This is a genomic window from Shewanella sp. KX20019 (genome assembly GCF_016757755.1).
GTDB lineage: Bacteria > Pseudomonadota > Gammaproteobacteria > Enterobacterales > Shewanellaceae > Shewanella.
Genome location: NZ_CP068437.1, coordinates 1,311,547 through 1,326,212, shown reverse-complemented (window position 1 = coordinate 1,326,212; position 14,666 = coordinate 1,311,547). Strand labels below are relative to the sequence as shown.

Sequence of the window (14,666 nt, the reverse complement as noted above, 5' to 3'; positions counted from 1 at the left end):
TTAGGAAACTACCATGTCTAAAGATCTTGGCCTCAATGCCATTGAAATGCAGTACCTTCGCCACTCTCTAGCGCTGTCCACTGCGCAAGTAGCTGAAATAGGCAAAGTATCAGAAGCGGATGTTATCGCTTGGGAAGCAGGTGAAAAACCAGCTCATGTACCAACACAAAAGAAGCTGATAGAGATTGATGAAGCGATTGAAATGCAGGTACTTAATACTTGTGATGGTATTGAAGCACTCTTTGCTAAAGAACCTAAGCGCACCTTAAGTTTTGTCGTCTACCCAACGCAAGCACTATACGCACAGTATAATCCTGAATTTTTAGGCACCTTACCGCTAGCTGAATTGTACAACACTTCAGCTTGGCGTATTAAAAAAGAGTGTAAGCTGATGCTTGAAGTTGAAGTCGTCCTAGTCGCGCTTGATTTCGAATCTTATAAAGCTTATCGCGATAAAGACGGCCTAAAAGAGAGCCGTGAAAATCGTGCAAAATGGGCTGCAGCAAAGTTATAAAAGCTAGGTTCTAGGAACAAGCAAAGACACTACAAACTAAGACGGAACTGCCGAAAAATCTGAGACGGAAAAGATTAAAGATGGCTCTAGGTTCTAGGTTCTAGATAAACTAAAAAACAAAAAAGCATCCATTTGGATGCTTTTTTATTGGTCATATCTACTCTTCTACAGTGCTTGCCGCCGCTCCGGCTTCCTCTTTCGCTAATGCGTTTTTCATCGCCTCTCTCGCGGTAACACGATCACGATACTCAGCCAGCTTTGGCGGAATGGCTTGCTCAAATCGCGTCGCCCACAACAGCGTGTGTGCTAGTAGGATATCGGCAACGCTGATCTCAGCACCGAGCAAGAATGGCGTGTCGGGTAACCACTGCTCAGCAATGGCCGCCGCTTTATCAAACTCCCATTTAGCCACTTTAAACATCGCCTCAAGCCTAAGCTCTTCAGGTATGGCAAACTTATGCTTTCCAATAGTCCACAAAGGCTGCTCAAGCTCATTGGTGATAAAACTTATCCACTTGTGATGCTGCGCCGATGCATCCGAGCCCGCTATAGGTAGCAATCGACCCTCACCATACTTTTCAGCCAAGAAAACTGCAATCGCAGCCGATTCCGTCATCGCTTTACCATTATCGATCAGCGCTGGCACTTTACCGCACGGGTTAATGGCCAAGAAATCAGCATGGCGACTATCGCCTTTTGAAAAGTTGATGAACCTATATTCCCACTCGAGTCCCAACTCTTCTAAAGTCCATGACACTCTCAGTGAGCGGCTACGTGGAACCCCATATAAAGTAATCATTTCTCGCTTCCTTTGCTGCTTTAACATGAATGGTGTTTACTGGTATTAACCTACTCCGAAGGCAGCAAGATTGAAACCAGCAAGTTATTCTAAAATGATAAAAAACTTCAAATTAGATTCGATTTTGCTTAAGTTAACCCAAGACTGTAAAAACGCCCACATCAATAGCAGAGTTCGCACCGACATTAGCTGATACCAATATCAGAACAGAAGGATATACCATGCAAAATAGCCAAGAAAAAAGCATCAAACATGCACAGTTTGTCGGCAATTTGGGGCAATATTGGTTAACGCCAGTAACCATCGTATTGACCGTATCCATCATTGGGATCCCACTGTTACTACTGTGGCTCCCTATAGGAGGTATTTTTACCCGCCGCTACATTGCCAACATGAGTACCGAACTCACAGACAGAAAGCTCATCGTTCGCAAAGGGATTTTTACCCGCACTGAGAACACTGTCCCACTGGATAAGATCACCGATATGGCACTCATTCAAGGACCATTGATGCGATTCTTTAAGCTACACAAGCTAACGATTGAAACCGCAGGGCAATCAGGGAGTGGTGCGCTACTAAATTTAACCGGGATTATCGATGCTGCCGACTTCAGAAGCTTGGTTTTAGCTCAAAAAGAAACACTCAACCAACTTGAGAGTGGCCCTGTGGCAGATGAAAATAATGACACCAATGTGGTCACTCTTTTACAAGAGATCTCTGATACCCTTAAACGCATTGAAAAACAGCCATAACATATAGATTAAAAGACCCGCCTGAGCCCCTTTCCAGTGGGCTCTGCCATGGTTCTGAAGCTGTTAATAGCCGCCATAACCATTGATGCCTCTAGTGGGTTTGCATCTACTGGAGAAGATGCTGAATTTGGTTGGAATTTGCTACTATCCTCGCATTTATATCCACAGTCATTTTCCCGTGGCTTAACTATAAGTTGATGATAAGCACTGCACTTCCTGTTGAAGACAGGTATGCTAGCGCGATGAGAGTAGTCTCATTGTTTGGCTTAACTTAACTTACCTTATTGGTTTTACGGCTTTATTCATCTACTGGATGTTGATTAAATAACGGACCACGATACCTGCAATGCAATTTATAACTAAAACAATTCTAAGCATTATATTACTAACACTTTGCCTATGGGCTGCTAACAAAGCCAGTGCAAATCGCATAGCCAGCAGTGATATAGCCAAACAGTTACCGACGATCATCACACAAAATGATCGCCCTTTTAACGGCATTATTATGGTAAAGCGTAATAACCAACCCCTGTTTACCTATATATCCGGTGATGAGGTTAGCCTGCACTCTGAGTTTATTATTGCCTCATTGTCTAAACAGGTCACCGCCACTTTAGTGCTTAAAGCTGTTGATAACGGCAAGCTAGCGTTAGACCAATCCGCCAATACATACCTTGCCACAAAAATCAGCCACAATAACATCCCCGCCAGTGTCACAATCTCTCACCTATTGAGCAACACCTCAGGGTTAGTTGCTGCGGGTAAGCCACCATTATTTGAGCCAGGTAGTCAGTTTAAATACTCTAACTATGGTTATGCTCTACTTGGCGAAATACTTGAAAATATCAATAATCAACCGATAACGGCGCAGGTAAATACACTCAACCAGCAAGCAGGTCTCGAAGGCTTAGCTGCACACATAGGTAAAACATCGACCATCAAGAAGACCTTCCCTCGACTGTTACTTGGCCGAGAAGAAACAAGGCAACAGCAACCAGACGGTAATAAAGTCTCAAACTACGCAGCATCGGATGTAGAGATTAATCAGCAGCTGATCAGCGCAGGGGCCATGATAGCCTCGGCTGATGCTTATAGTCATTTTCAATATGCACTATTCACAGGTCAACTCATTAGCGATAAAAGCCTGCAAGATATGACCAACGTCCATAGCACTCGTCCTCATCGTTGGGGAGCACTCGGTTATGGTTATGGCACTCAAATCAGTACCATAAAGGGCATCACCGAGTATAGCCATAGCGGATACTTGCAAGGTTATGTCAGCCTTGCACTCTATTACCCACAATCAAACGTCAACGTGGTTATTTTAGAGAATACCTCTTGGGATCTGCACGATATCAAGCGCACTTTTGGGCTACACGACAAGATCCGCAATAGCATTAGCAGTAAACTTGTGGCGTTAGAAGATAGACCGGTGGCCAAGCTATACCAAGCTGGTAAAGAGGCTATCACAGCCACGTTGATTGCTGATGAGTAAACGACTCTGCTATAATACGCAGCGATGATTACGCAGCCGCGCAATCAAATAGCATAAAGAAAATACCAATATGATTAACAACGATATAATACGTAAAGTCCGCTACATTCTTGATTTAAGCAATGCAAAAATGCTGCGCATTTTCGCTAAGGCTAAGCACGAAATCACTCAAGAAGAAGTCATCAACATGTTGAAAAAAGAGTCTGAAGAGGGCTACCAGCCTTGTAACGACAAAATCATGTGTATGTTCCTTGATGGACTCGTGATTTATAAGCGTGGACTTAAGCCAGGTGCAGAAGTACCAGAGCCATTATCACAGCTAACCAACAACCTTATCTTTAAAAAGCTAAGAGTTGCTTTTGAGTTACGTGAAGACGATATTATTGAAGCATTGACCCTAGCCGAATTTAACATGTCTAAATCGGAACTTGGCGCACTGTTTAGAAAACCTGGCCACAAGCACTATAAGGCTTGCGGCGATCAAGTTTTGCGAAACTTCCTAATGGGTCTGTCCCTAAAGTATCGTCCAAAACCAGCTGAAGCTTAGGCTTTAGTTTGAGCCTGAGTTAGGTGATAAAGCACAGCATTTGCTGTGCTTTTTTGTATCTGTCGTTGGCGGCAGTTTAAAACAGTAGCGTCATTAAAAAATTCATCTTATCGGCAGACAAAACGCAACAACGATCACGGTTTGTGTTAATCTTCCGTGATTAGCATCACTCCCCCTAAACTAACAAAAACAGAGAAAAGGTTTCTAATGGACGATAATAAACGCCCGCTCTATCTTCCTTTTGCCGGTCCTGCCATTCTTGAAGCACCTTTGATTAACAAAGGCAGCGCATTTTCCGACGAAGAGCGTATTTTTTTCAATCTTGAAGGTCTATTGCCCCATGTGATTGAATCGATCGAAGAGCAAGCATCACGCGCCTATGATCAGTATAAGAATTTTTCTAATGACTTAGATAAACACATCTATCTTAGGAACATTCAAGATACTAACGAAACTCTCTATCATCGTTTAGTGCAAAATCACATCTCTGAGATGATGCCTATTATCTATACCCCTACAGTGGGTATGGCGTGTGAACGTTTCTCTAAAGATTACCGTCGCAACCGCGGGCTATTTATCTCTTACCCGAACAAAGATCGTATCGACGATATCCTAAACAACTCAACTCGCCAAAAAGTAAAGATCATCGTAGTCACCGATGGTGAACGAATTCTAGGTCTTGGCGACCAAGGTATTGGTGGCATGGGGATCCCGATTGGTAAGCTTTCGCTCTACACCAGCTGTGGTGGTATTAGCCCCGCTTACACTTTGCCAATCACGCTTGATGTCGGTACCGATAACCCACACCTGCTTGAAGACCCTATGTACATGGGCTGGCGTAACCAACGTATTGGCGGCGAAGAATACAAAGAGTTTGTCGAAGCCTTTATGCAAGCGGTTAGTCGCCGCTGGCCAGATGCGCTAATTCAATTTGAAGATTTTGCACAAAAGAACGCCATGCCACTGCTTGAGCGTTACAAAGATCAATACTGCTGCTTTAACGATGACATTCAAGGCACTGCCGCTGTGACGGTCGGTTCACTTCTCGCAGCCTGTAAGGCGGCTGGCACTCAACTTTGTCAGCAACGTATCACCTTTTTAGGTGCGGGCTCTGCTGGTTGTGGTATTGCCGAAGCGATTGTGGCGCAAATGGTGTCTGAAGGCATTAGTGAAACCCAAGCACGTCAACGAGTATTCATGGTCGATCGTTGGGGATTGTTGCAGTCAAACATGCCCAACTTACTGCCTTTTCAACAAAAACTGGCACAACAATGCTGCGATGTAGAGAGCTGGAGTAATTTCAGCGACAACATATCCCTACTCGATGTCGTCAGTAACGCTAGGCCAACCGTGTTGATTGGTGTATCTGGCTCACCAGGGTTATTCAGTGAAGAGATCATCAAAGCAATGCATAGTCATTGTGAACGCCCAATTGTATTCCCACTGTCGAATCCAACAAGTCGCGTAGAAGCCACGCCAAAAGACATTCTGCATTGGACCAAAGGCCAAGCATTAGTGGCTACCGGTAGCCCGTTTGAGCCCGTTGTAGTTGATGATACCACCTTTGAAATAGCCCAGTGCAACAACAGCTATATCTTCCCTGGCATCGGCCTTGGTGTGTTAGCTGCTGGTGCTTCGCGTGTCAGTGATGCAATGCTAATGGCGTCTAGCCGTGCATTAGCAGAGTGTTCACCTCTTGCAATTAATGGTGAAGGCTCCTTACTACCACAGCTTGAAGATATCCATAGTGTAAGTAAACATATCGCCTTTGCAGTGGCTAAAGTGGCCGTTGAAGAGGGTCATGCACTACCAAGTAGTGATGAGTTATTGACTCAGGCAATCGAAGATAACTTTTGGACGGCAGAGTATCGTCGTTATAAACGAACTTCGTTCTAAGTTTTAGCATTGAGCGATTGCTCTCAGCGACTTGAATTTAAGCTAGCCACTTGAGCTAAAAAAGCTGTCAGTATTTACTGACAGCTTTTTATTGGCGGCAACATTGATATTAGAGATAGCGCTTAACGGCAGAGCACACTGCACCACTTCACCTCTCATTGTCTATACAGCCATTGATTCATATCTAACCCATAGGGCAATTGACCTGCTGTGATGAGGTTCTGGCATAATCTCCTGCAGCCCCACCCTACATAGATGACTAAAATCACAGTAACGCACTAATAAAATTGAGTTAATAGTATTTTGTTGTATATAATTATCGCCGCTATAACAATCTAATTACAAATGAAAAAGGACTTACAATGTACAAGATCTTATTAGTGGCACTTGCCATGTTAACGTTATCGGGCTGCGTTTCTCCAATGGCTTTACAAGAGCAAACCCCTACCCCTGAGTATAATAACGACAAGCCTATTCTTATCAGTGTTATCGACAACCGTGTAAAGGTTAAAGAGGGCAAACCTGAAACCTTCATTGGACGCGTACATGCAACTTTTGGTATTCCTGTCGACTGGGATGTTAATACCGTATTGGCAACTGAGAAAGACGATAAATCATTAACCTTAAGTCAGTGGCTACAAAACCGAATCGTGAAAGGATTAACTGAAAAGGGATGGCAAGTAAAACCCGCTGATTTCAAAACGGTACCTACTGAAACGATAGCGAGCTATACGTTAACAGAGCAAGACTCACAGCATCTTCTAGTACTCGACTTGCAAGAATGGTTCTTTAGCATCAATTTAAACTGGGTTTCATCATTTAATTTTGACACCAATGTTGATACGTACCTATTTGATAAAAAACAAGGTTTAACTTATCAAAAGAGCACACAAGAAAGAGATGTCATTGAGGAAGAGGCTAATGAGTCACCTCAGAACAACGTTCTGCGTGCTTATCATGACCAATTATTACAGATCCTTTCTGATCCAGCGCTAAAAGCTCAAATTCAACAACAATCACAAACAAAAACGGCAGAGTCTACAACGACACTTTAACTAGGCATATCTTCCGCCTCACTATCACAAGTGATACTTTTGATAATGAGGCCGGGTTGAGCATCTACCTCTTCTGTTTCTAGCGCTAACTCACGTGCCATTACACTTTGCTAATCCAGTACAGATACAGCGACGGGCATCGAAGACAATACGTTTTATCAAGCTGACAAGGCCAACCCCTGTTGCCGACAGAACTTGGCATTACCTCCATACTTGGGATGTTTCAGAAAGACACCATTACCGCCACGTGACAAAAGGTAGCTGATAGTAAGCAACAGCCTCATTATGTGCGAACGTTATCGGATTAACGGCTAATTTGATTTTTTGTCAGGGTTGTAGAGAGGGAACACATTAGAGTACCTGAAACATTTATCCTCAAAAAGTAGATATAAATCATAATTGTATGAGTATAAGCGTTGTACTTTATCAAAAGAATATATTAATGTTACTCAAAAGAGTTAACGTTATATTTAGTCGTTGTATGTAGAATTTTTAACGTGTTTATCGATCTCAACCTTAGCTGCTATTTATTCATTGGTCATTACTCCTTCAGAAAGAGGGACGACATTACTTTCTGAACAATATCGAAATTGGAGGCATTTCAATCGACATTGGCGAGTTAAAAACATACAGCAATCAAGCGTTGTCTTTGCTCAGATAATGAGCGAAAACCTCCGTTGACAAAAGGGTGGATTCCTAATATTCACACAATTACACCTAAATCACCGAAGCAATAACTTCAAGAAGACTTAGTGAAATACATAAAATAAACAGAGGTTTTTATGGAAATTAATTTAACGTACGTATTCTCAGCAGTAATAGCACTAGGGCTTATTAACCTTGCTTTCATTTTTTCTCTAAAAAATAAAGTCCTATCAATGGAAACAAAGCTTCAGCAACAAAATAAATCTGATTCACAGATGTTAGGAAATGAACTAATCAATGTACAAACTGATTTAAATTCAAACATTAAAAAGTTATTTGAAACACTAACAATAGCGCAAAATGAAACTATTTTAGATTTTAAAAGTAGCTTACAGTCTGAATTTAAAGGCAGTAAAATCCAAAGCCAGGAACAAATGAAGTCCATTATTAAGAGATGGAATGAACTTAGTGACAAAAGTAATTCAAACTTAGAACAGAATAATGCAGCTCTAAATAAAGCAGTAAACAAAATGGCTTTAGACTTAGACTCGAAGTTAAACGATGTAAACCAAGCCGTGAAAACCACCGAGAAAAATATACAAAAGCGTTTTAACGAATCTGAAAAAGAACAAAAAACCAATGCGTTTTCAAGTAAACAAGAGCAACTTTCCAATCTAGCTCAACTATCAAGCCTTGTAAAAACATTAAGGATTGAAAATGTTATCGAGTTAACCAATGAGCTTGGTAAACATAATGAGCTAAAAGTAGAGACTTCTGATTTCATTAAGCACCTTGGTGATTGTAAAGTATTGAAAATTGAGGATATCCATTCGGGACAAATCACTCAGGTTTATTATGAAAATGGCATAAAAAGAAGTACTGACACCTTTGCCGGCAAAAACTTAAAGTATCAAATGTTTTATGATGCAACAGGTAAGGCACAACGTGGTATAGAGCTTGATTCTGAAGGTAATACCACCTTTGAATATATATATGATGATGCAGGTGAAATTAGTAAGCGTATTGAATTCAGCTACGATGGCACAGGTAAAAAAAGTAAACAAATTGAAAAAACTTATTAAAGGAACGGTATCATGTATTTATCAGAATTAAATATTGGTGAGAAGAAGAACTTCCTAGAAATCACTAAGTACGCTATGGGATTAAACGGTGAATACAAAGAGGAAGAGCTTGAAGTATTCACTTCGTTTATTTATGAGTGTGGATTATCGTCTTACGACTTACAAAAACAAGACAACATTGATAACGTTATTAAAGTGCTTGCTAAATCAGCAACTAAAATGAAGCGCATTATACTTATCGAGCTATTTGGAATACTGTTGGCTGATGGGAATATATGCGACAAAGAAGAAGCTTTCATGACTAAATTAGCCAATGCTTTCGATGTTGAAAGTTATGAATATAAACGCTATCAACGATGGGTTGAGGCCATGAATGATATTGTAAGTGAAGGATATAACTTAATAAATAAGGGGTGATTTATGGGGTTATTTAGCTGGGCAGCAAGTAAATGTCGCTCAATAAAAAATGCCGTGTCTAATGTTATCGACAAGGTAAAAGAAACGGTATCTAAAGTTTGGAATGCTTTTACGGGTAAATACTATACTGATGAAGCAGAGGCTATTTATGATGAGATCAATGAAAAGTATAAGAAGTCAAAAATAGAGTATGAAGACGCAGTCAAAATAATGGGTGATAGTATCGAAAGTAAAATTAGTCATCTGAATAATTTTAAAACTGATATTTACCAAAAGCATTTTAATCGATTTATTAAAATTGCAAGCAGACTTCACAATGTCACAGTGCAAGGTGTCCCATTTACAGAGTTATTTGATGATTCGATTTTAGAAATAAAAAATGAAACCGGTGTTAGCCATAAACAAGACCTATTTTTAATAGATTTTAATAAAATGGGATTCTTAGATACCGCTGGAATGATTTTAACTCTAGGTTTTTTTAGTAGAAAAAAAGCAAAAGAGTCGTTAGAAAAAGTAAAACAGGAGCAGATTAGAGTTAACGCTGAAATTGAAACGATGAGATCTCAGCAGACGAAACTGGCTGTTATTGCTGAATCTATAGACAACGTGGTTGAGTATTTTGAGCAGTTAATTACTCATTACGAATCACTATTAGAGCGTTTTGAGTTTGGTATACAGACGCAGCGTTTTAAGAAGATGTCGCAAGCAGATAATGTGTTTGAACTTAAGTTAAACTTCAAGCATATGCCAATAGTGCACATTGAAGAGTTTCAGGCTTTATTCAATTTATCCATAGTGTTAAAGCAAATGGCAACATTGGGCTACTTGAACGCAGCGGGCGAACTTATCGAGGATGATAAAAAAGCGGCCGTGAGTTTATTTGAGCAAGCAGTAGCATCAAAAGCGTGTGCTTAACTAGAAGGATGGCTAAATGTCTGACAATAGCAAATATAATCAACCGCAATTGACTACCGAGGATGTGTTAGCAAAATTAACTAACACTTCTCCTCTTCAGGCTAGTCGTGTGTTGATTGATATGGAACTGCATGATCAGCGCTCATCGATTGAGATTTTGGAAGAGATTTATGACGATTTTGACACTGGAACGAGTGTAGTTGATCAGTTAGTAACACCCATTTTTTATAATATTATTGATGCTTCTTTTCAACATCCGAAATTAAAAAAAATATTTCAACCTGAAAAACATAATTTAACACCTAGCAAAGTCATAACTGAAGTAATGAGCTTCAACTATAGTCAATATAAAAAACATGAAAACATAGACAAGTGGAAATATTCAAATGAAGATCTGGAACAACAGAAAAACAGACATGAATATTATGGCAACAAAGATTCCTATAATAAATCTGTAGAGAAAGGCGAAGAGGATAAAGGTTATAAAGATTTTAGAGATAACAAAAAAATGGATGCTCATCGCGATCAGTTTGAAGATGATTTTGATGAATATCGACAAGAAAACACCGCTAAAAAAACGCATGTAGATCACATTCTTCCTGGCAGTAAAATGCATAAGGCTTTTAAAAATCTTCCCTTAAGCGATGATGACCTTAAAAGCATCATAAACATCGAACAAAACTATGCCATGATGGTCGGTGGGGATAATATTAGTAAGAATGATAGTACCGCAACACAGTTTGCCTTAAGAGGTAAAAAAGACAATAGCTGGGAAGGCTATTCGGCAGAGCAAAAATTGAGGATGTTTGGCAAGGACGTCAAGGCGGGTGCTGTTTCAACTTCAGCAGCTGCTGGGTTAGCGTCGATAAACCAAGCAAAATCAAGAGCTGTTGGCGATTTAATATTATTGTGCTTTAAGCCGCTTTATTTTGAAATTTCAGATATTTTTAAAAATGGATTGTGTCATGACACTGGTACCGATGATGCGATTGCAGCAATCATGTTTAGATTTAAAAGAGTTTCAAACTTTTTAATGAAGGAAGTTATCCCTTTTGCCTTAGATAGCTTAAAAAGTTTTTTTAGCGATTTTGTTACATTTTTCTTTACCGCACTAGGCGGTCTCGTTATTGCCTTATTTACCACAGCGATCTCTCTTGTGATAAAGGGATTTAAAGCTATTGTGGAGGCTATAAAAATAGCTTTTAGTAAAGATAAAAAGCTAACTCAAGCCCAAAAAGCAGATGCAATTTTAAAACTTTTAGCAACAACCGTAGTCACATTAGTTATTGAATACTTCCAAGAGCAATTGATTGGTTTTCTAAGTGGAACACCTTTCGAAATGCTTAAAGATATAATTACATTGATGGTTTCAGGAGTTGCTTCGAGCTTAGTTGTGTACTTTCTAGATAAACTAGATCTATTTTCAACAAAAGCAGAATTAAGAACTCAGCGAGTTAATGAAGTTTTTGCGATGCGCATTAGGCAAGTAAAGGAAAATACCGATGCCTTTGAAGGCGCTTCTATTGAAAAACTCGCAAAGGATAGGCTTCAATTTAGGGCTATCTCTGAACGTATGAGTAACGCCATTGATAACGATGAAAATGTTAACAGTAGCATTAGTGATTTAGCTGATTTTATGCATATAGATCTAAAAGTTAAATCTACTGATGATTTTATGCACTTGCTTTCGAAACAAGAAACGCTTGTTGTAAATTAAAGCATGGATAGCCAGCCGAGCTGAAGACGAGTATCGGCAACAAAAAAGGCCATGGTTTCCCGTGGCCTTTATCTTTACCTCATATCGCAAAATCGAAAGTGCTTACTTACCTTCGATAACCGCTTTTATACTATTTAGCATTGAGCGATCGGTACGAGCCTTTTTAAGCTTACGTACACTCTCTTTAAGCGATGCCTCAGACAAACGAGTGAAAATACCATTGTATTCTTTCTCGGCGATCTCATCATCAGAGTCAGCCATCTCGGCAATATCTTGTGCAACGCGGCTCAATTGAAACCAAGCATTAGCGATATAGAAGCCGTGAAAGTCCTCTTTCGGCAATAGCGCTTTAGCACTAGCAGGTAACGCGTCCCAACCGCTGTTGAACTTAAGGTCAGTATCTTCTATCAGCTCATTACAGAGGTTGGCATAGGCTTCCAACAAGTTTTCTGGGATCTGATCCATTGGCATAACGGTATTACACACGTTTAAAGCCACCAGCTCAGCACGAGCTCTATATTCAGCGTTTACTTCAGTCATTTTTTAATCTCTATTACAATTCTTCGATACGGCCTAGAAAGAGCCGCTAATATACACGCCATAGCCGCCGTTACCTACTGTTGGCTTGATGGTAATCTTTTTATTTATCGCTGTAGATTACTGCCTAGAAGTAAATACTGCTATTATTAGCCGTCTCTCTTCATCGCTTTTGTATCTATGTCTAACTCAACGCCGAACTCAACCGATAATCTAGCACCAACCTCAGAGCTCACTCCTGCCGCACTGCGTCAGCTTGCTGAACAGATAAAAACCTGGGGAAGAGAGCTAGGTTTTGCTCAATTGGGTATTTGCGATACCGATTTAACGGCTGAAGAGCCTAAATTGCAGCAGTGGCTAGACAACGACTACCATGGCGAAATGGGTTATATGGCTAATCACGGCATGATGCGTGCTCGGCCACATGAACTACACCCTGGTACCCGAAGAGTTATCTCGGCAAGATTAGATTATCTGCCACCTAACGCCGGGTTCGCCACTAATCTAAAAGATCCCAACTTGGGCTATATCTCTCGATATGCCGGTGGCCGTGACTACCATAAGATGATCCGTAGTCGCCTCAAAAAGCTAGGTGACCGCATAGAGTTAGAGCTTAAAGAGATGGGCTTCAGTAAGTCCAACTCCCGTCCTTTTGTCGATTCAGCCCCGGTGCTAGAACGCCCTCTCGCTGATAAAGCAGGCCTTGGCTGGACAGGTAAGCACAGTTTATTACTCAATCAAGAAGCGGGAAGTTGGTTTTTTCTAGGCGAGCTGTTTATTGATCTGCCCTTACCCGTTGATGTGCCGATCAGTGCCGACTGCAATACTTGTGTTGCTTGCATCAAATCTTGCCCGACCAATGCCATTGTCGAACCCTATATTGTTGATGGTCGTCGCTGTATCTCCTACCTTACGATTGAGCTTCAAGGGGCGATTCCTGTCGAGTTTCGCCAAGCCATAGGTAATCGAATCTACGGTTGTGACGACTGCCAACTTATCTGCCCTATCAATCGTCAGGCACCGATCACTGCAGAGCAGGATTTTCATACTCGAACGCCTCTGCTGCAACCTGAGTTACTAACGCTATTTGCTTGGACTGAAGCCGAGTTCTTAAAGTTAACCGAAGGCAGTGCCATCCGCCGTATCGGTCATCGACGCTGGCTGAGAAATATCGCCATTGCACTCGGTAATGCACCGAGCGACCCATCGATCATATCGGCACTTGAAGCGCGTAAATTATCAACTGAAGCTGATGAGATGGTAGCAGAACATATTGACTGGGCACTCGAACAACAAAGCGCTAAACAGAGTCAATTGAGCCGCAAAACACAGCGAGTTATTCGTAGTGTAGAGAAAGGGTTACCTCGAGATGCATAAAGGGCTGCTCAAAATAGAACTGCCCTTGTATTCTAAACATTATTTGGGATTAAGTGTAAAGCCGACTTTGATTGTCACCTGCCAGTGCGCAATCATCCCCTCCTCCAAATGACCCCGAGTTTCCGTCACCTGAAACCAACGCATATGTTGTATAGACTCATTTGCCGCAGCAATGGCATTTTTGATAGCATCATCCGAACTGATCGGCGATGAACCTGTAAGCTCAATAATTTTGTAGGTATGACTCATTACTAGCTCCAACGGTGATTCAAATAATGATGTTAAGTATAGGACAACATCAGTATTAGTCAGGCTCAAGGATAAACGATAGCGTTAGCTCGTTTTACATTAGCCTAAAACGCTATTGGTCATCACTGATTTATTCCATGTTGCCGACCAATATGCAACATAATTTAGCCCGCCACCTCAAAGCTGCCAACATCAAAGTCAAACGTTTTTGCTAAGCGATTCCATGCATTTATTTGGATCACAGCCAAGGTAAGCTCACTGACTTCCTTATCAGAAAAATATGCCTTCAGTGCCATAGTTGCTTCACGCAAACGAAACTCTTCATGGGTAACACCGCCATGGGGTAGATCTGTGAGAGCCTCGGCCCAATTCAATAGCACACGTTCTTTATCGGTGTAGTAAGGTGCTTCACGCCAGATGGACAACGACGCCATTCGCTGGGCGGTTTCACCAGCGGCTAAGGCTTCTTTAAAATGCATGTCGATACAATAGGCGCAGCCATTGATTAACGATACGCGGTAACGAATCAGTTCTAATAAAGCGTACTCAATGCCGCTGTTATTAACATGCTCTTCTGTCTTTAGCATACAAGCCATCACACTGCCGGAGACCTGTGCGCTACTTAGCGGTGCCGTGATAGAAAGATTTTTATTAATCGATTGAGTCATC

General features: G+C 41.1%; 15 protein-coding genes. 11 read left to right on the top strand and 4 right to left on the bottom strand.

Annotated elements, in window-relative coordinates; translation table 11 throughout:
* Positions 1-13 precede the first annotated feature (13 nt).
* Positions 14-514, top strand: coding sequence for a DUF4447 family protein (locus JK628_RS05825; RefSeq protein WP_202288431.1), 501 nt, complete (start codon positions 14-16; stop codon positions 512-514).
* 157 nt (positions 515-671) lie between these two features.
* On the opposite strand, the gene JK628_RS05820 is transcribed toward JK628_RS05825, so the two are convergent.
* Entirely contained in the window at positions 672-1,313 is a 642-nt protein-coding gene (locus tag JK628_RS05820) for a glutathione S-transferase family protein (protein WP_202288430.1), read from the bottom strand.
* A 221-nt stretch (positions 1,314-1,534) separates the two neighbouring features.
* Between JK628_RS05820 and JK628_RS05815 the strand changes: the two genes are divergently transcribed.
* The 9 genes from JK628_RS05815 (at position 1,535) to JK628_RS05775 (ending at position 11,834) form a co-directional block, all read left to right on the top strand.
* Positions 1,535-2,065, top strand: coding sequence for a PH domain-containing protein (locus tag JK628_RS05815; RefSeq protein WP_202288429.1), 531 nt, complete (start codon positions 1,535-1,537; stop codon positions 2,063-2,065).
* Between the two features lie 346 nt (positions 2,066-2,411).
* Entirely contained in the window at positions 2,412-3,560 is a 1,149-nt protein-coding gene (locus JK628_RS05810; protein ID WP_202288428.1) for a serine hydrolase domain-containing protein, read from the top strand.
* A gap of 70 nt (positions 3,561-3,630) precedes the next feature.
* On the top strand, positions 3,631-4,107 hold the full coding sequence (locus JK628_RS05805) for a DUF1456 family protein (RefSeq protein WP_202288426.1): 477 nt from the start codon (positions 3,631-3,633) through the stop codon (positions 4,105-4,107).
* 207 nt (positions 4,108-4,314) lie between these two features.
* Positions 4,315-6,003, top strand: a complete 1,689-nt coding sequence (locus tag JK628_RS05800; protein WP_202288424.1) for an NAD-dependent malic enzyme — start codon at positions 4,315-4,317, stop codon at positions 6,001-6,003.
* Positions 6,004-6,365: 362 nt separating this feature from the next.
* Complete coding sequence (locus tag JK628_RS05795; protein WP_202288422.1) at positions 6,366-7,058, top strand: hypothetical protein; 693 nt, start codon at positions 6,366-6,368, stop codon at positions 7,056-7,058.
* Positions 7,059-7,840: 782 nt separating this feature from the next.
* Positions 7,841-8,785: a hypothetical protein gene (locus JK628_RS05790; protein WP_202288420.1), complete on the top strand. Its 945-nt coding sequence runs from the start codon at positions 7,841-7,843 to the stop codon at positions 8,783-8,785.
* Between the two features lie 12 nt (positions 8,786-8,797).
* A complete protein-coding gene (locus tag JK628_RS05785) occupies positions 8,798-9,202 on the top strand; it encodes a TerB family tellurite resistance protein (protein ID WP_202288418.1) in 405 nt (134 codons plus the stop codon).
* Positions 9,203-9,205: 3 nt separating this feature from the next.
* Positions 9,206-10,117, top strand: coding sequence for a DNA repair protein (locus JK628_RS05780; RefSeq protein ID WP_202288416.1), 912 nt, complete (start codon positions 9,206-9,208; stop codon positions 10,115-10,117).
* A 16-nt stretch (positions 10,118-10,133) separates the two neighbouring features.
* A complete protein-coding gene (locus tag JK628_RS05775) occupies positions 10,134-11,834 on the top strand; it encodes a hypothetical protein (RefSeq protein ID WP_202288415.1) in 1,701 nt (566 codons plus the stop codon).
* A 102-nt stretch (positions 11,835-11,936) separates the two neighbouring features.
* Here JK628_RS05775 and JK628_RS05770 read toward each other — a convergent pair whose 3' ends face one another.
* Positions 11,937-12,374 carry a DUF3069 domain-containing protein gene (locus JK628_RS05770; RefSeq protein WP_202288414.1) on the bottom strand — a complete coding sequence of 146 codons (438 nt, stop codon included), beginning with the start codon at positions 12,372-12,374 and terminating at the stop codon, positions 11,937-11,939.
* Positions 12,375-12,551: 177 nt separating this feature from the next.
* Here JK628_RS05770 and queG point away from each other — a divergent pair, with 177 nt between their 5' ends.
* Positions 12,552-13,748, top strand: a complete 1,197-nt coding sequence (queG, locus tag JK628_RS05765) for a tRNA epoxyqueuosine(34) reductase QueG (RefSeq protein WP_202288413.1) — start codon at positions 12,552-12,554, stop codon at positions 13,746-13,748.
* Positions 13,749-13,787: 39 nt separating this feature from the next.
* On the opposite strand, the gene JK628_RS05760 is transcribed toward queG, so the two are convergent.
* Positions 13,788-13,997 carry a dodecin gene (locus tag JK628_RS05760; RefSeq protein ID WP_202288412.1) on the bottom strand — a complete coding sequence of 70 codons (210 nt, stop codon included), beginning with the start codon at positions 13,995-13,997 and terminating at the stop codon, positions 13,788-13,790.
* 164 nt (positions 13,998-14,161) lie between these two features.
* Positions 14,162-14,665 (bottom strand): carboxymuconolactone decarboxylase family protein, encoded by a 504-nt coding sequence (locus JK628_RS05755; protein WP_202288411.1) that lies wholly within the window; start codon positions 14,663-14,665, stop codon positions 14,162-14,164.
* Position 14,666: the final 1 nt, after the last annotated feature.

Excerpts from the sequence above, each read along its gene's own strand:
- JK628_RS05785 (WP_202288418.1), top strand. The coding sequence starts at position 8,798 with ATGTATTTATCAGAATTAAATATTGGTGAGAAGAAGAACTTCCTAGAA.
- JK628_RS05770 (WP_202288414.1), bottom strand. The coding sequence starts at position 12,374 with ATGACTGAAGTAAACGCTGAATATAGAGCTCGTGCTGAGCTGGTGGCT.
- JK628_RS05790 (WP_202288420.1), top strand. The coding sequence starts at position 7,841 with ATGGAAATTAATTTAACGTACGTATTCTCAGCAGTAATAGCACTAGGG.
- JK628_RS05815 (WP_202288429.1), top strand. The coding sequence starts at position 1,535 with ATGCAAAATAGCCAAGAAAAAAGCATCAAACATGCACAGTTTGTCGGC.
- JK628_RS05760 (WP_202288412.1), bottom strand. The coding sequence starts at position 13,997 with ATGAGTCATACCTACAAAATTATTGAGCTTACAGGTTCATCGCCGATC.
- JK628_RS05825 (WP_202288431.1), top strand. The coding sequence starts at position 14 with ATGTCTAAAGATCTTGGCCTCAATGCCATTGAAATGCAGTACCTTCGC.
- JK628_RS05820 (WP_202288430.1), bottom strand. The coding sequence starts at position 1,313 with ATGATTACTTTATATGGGGTTCCACGTAGCCGCTCACTGAGAGTGTCA.
- queG (WP_202288413.1), top strand. The coding sequence starts at position 12,552 with ATGTCTAACTCAACGCCGAACTCAACCGATAATCTAGCACCAACCTCA.
- JK628_RS05775 (WP_202288415.1), top strand. The coding sequence starts at position 10,134 with ATGTCTGACAATAGCAAATATAATCAACCGCAATTGACTACCGAGGAT.
- JK628_RS05780 (WP_202288416.1), top strand. The coding sequence starts at position 9,206 with ATGGGGTTATTTAGCTGGGCAGCAAGTAAATGTCGCTCAATAAAAAAT.
- JK628_RS05800 (WP_202288424.1), top strand. The coding sequence starts at position 4,315 with ATGGACGATAATAAACGCCCGCTCTATCTTCCTTTTGCCGGTCCTGCC.
- JK628_RS05755 (WP_202288411.1), bottom strand. The coding sequence starts at position 14,665 with ATGACTCAATCGATTAATAAAAATCTTTCTATCACGGCACCGCTAAGT.
- JK628_RS05805 (WP_202288426.1), top strand. The coding sequence starts at position 3,631 with ATGATTAACAACGATATAATACGTAAAGTCCGCTACATTCTTGATTTA.
- JK628_RS05810 (WP_202288428.1), top strand. The coding sequence starts at position 2,412 with ATGCAATTTATAACTAAAACAATTCTAAGCATTATATTACTAACACTT.
- JK628_RS05795 (WP_202288422.1), top strand. The coding sequence starts at position 6,366 with ATGTACAAGATCTTATTAGTGGCACTTGCCATGTTAACGTTATCGGGC.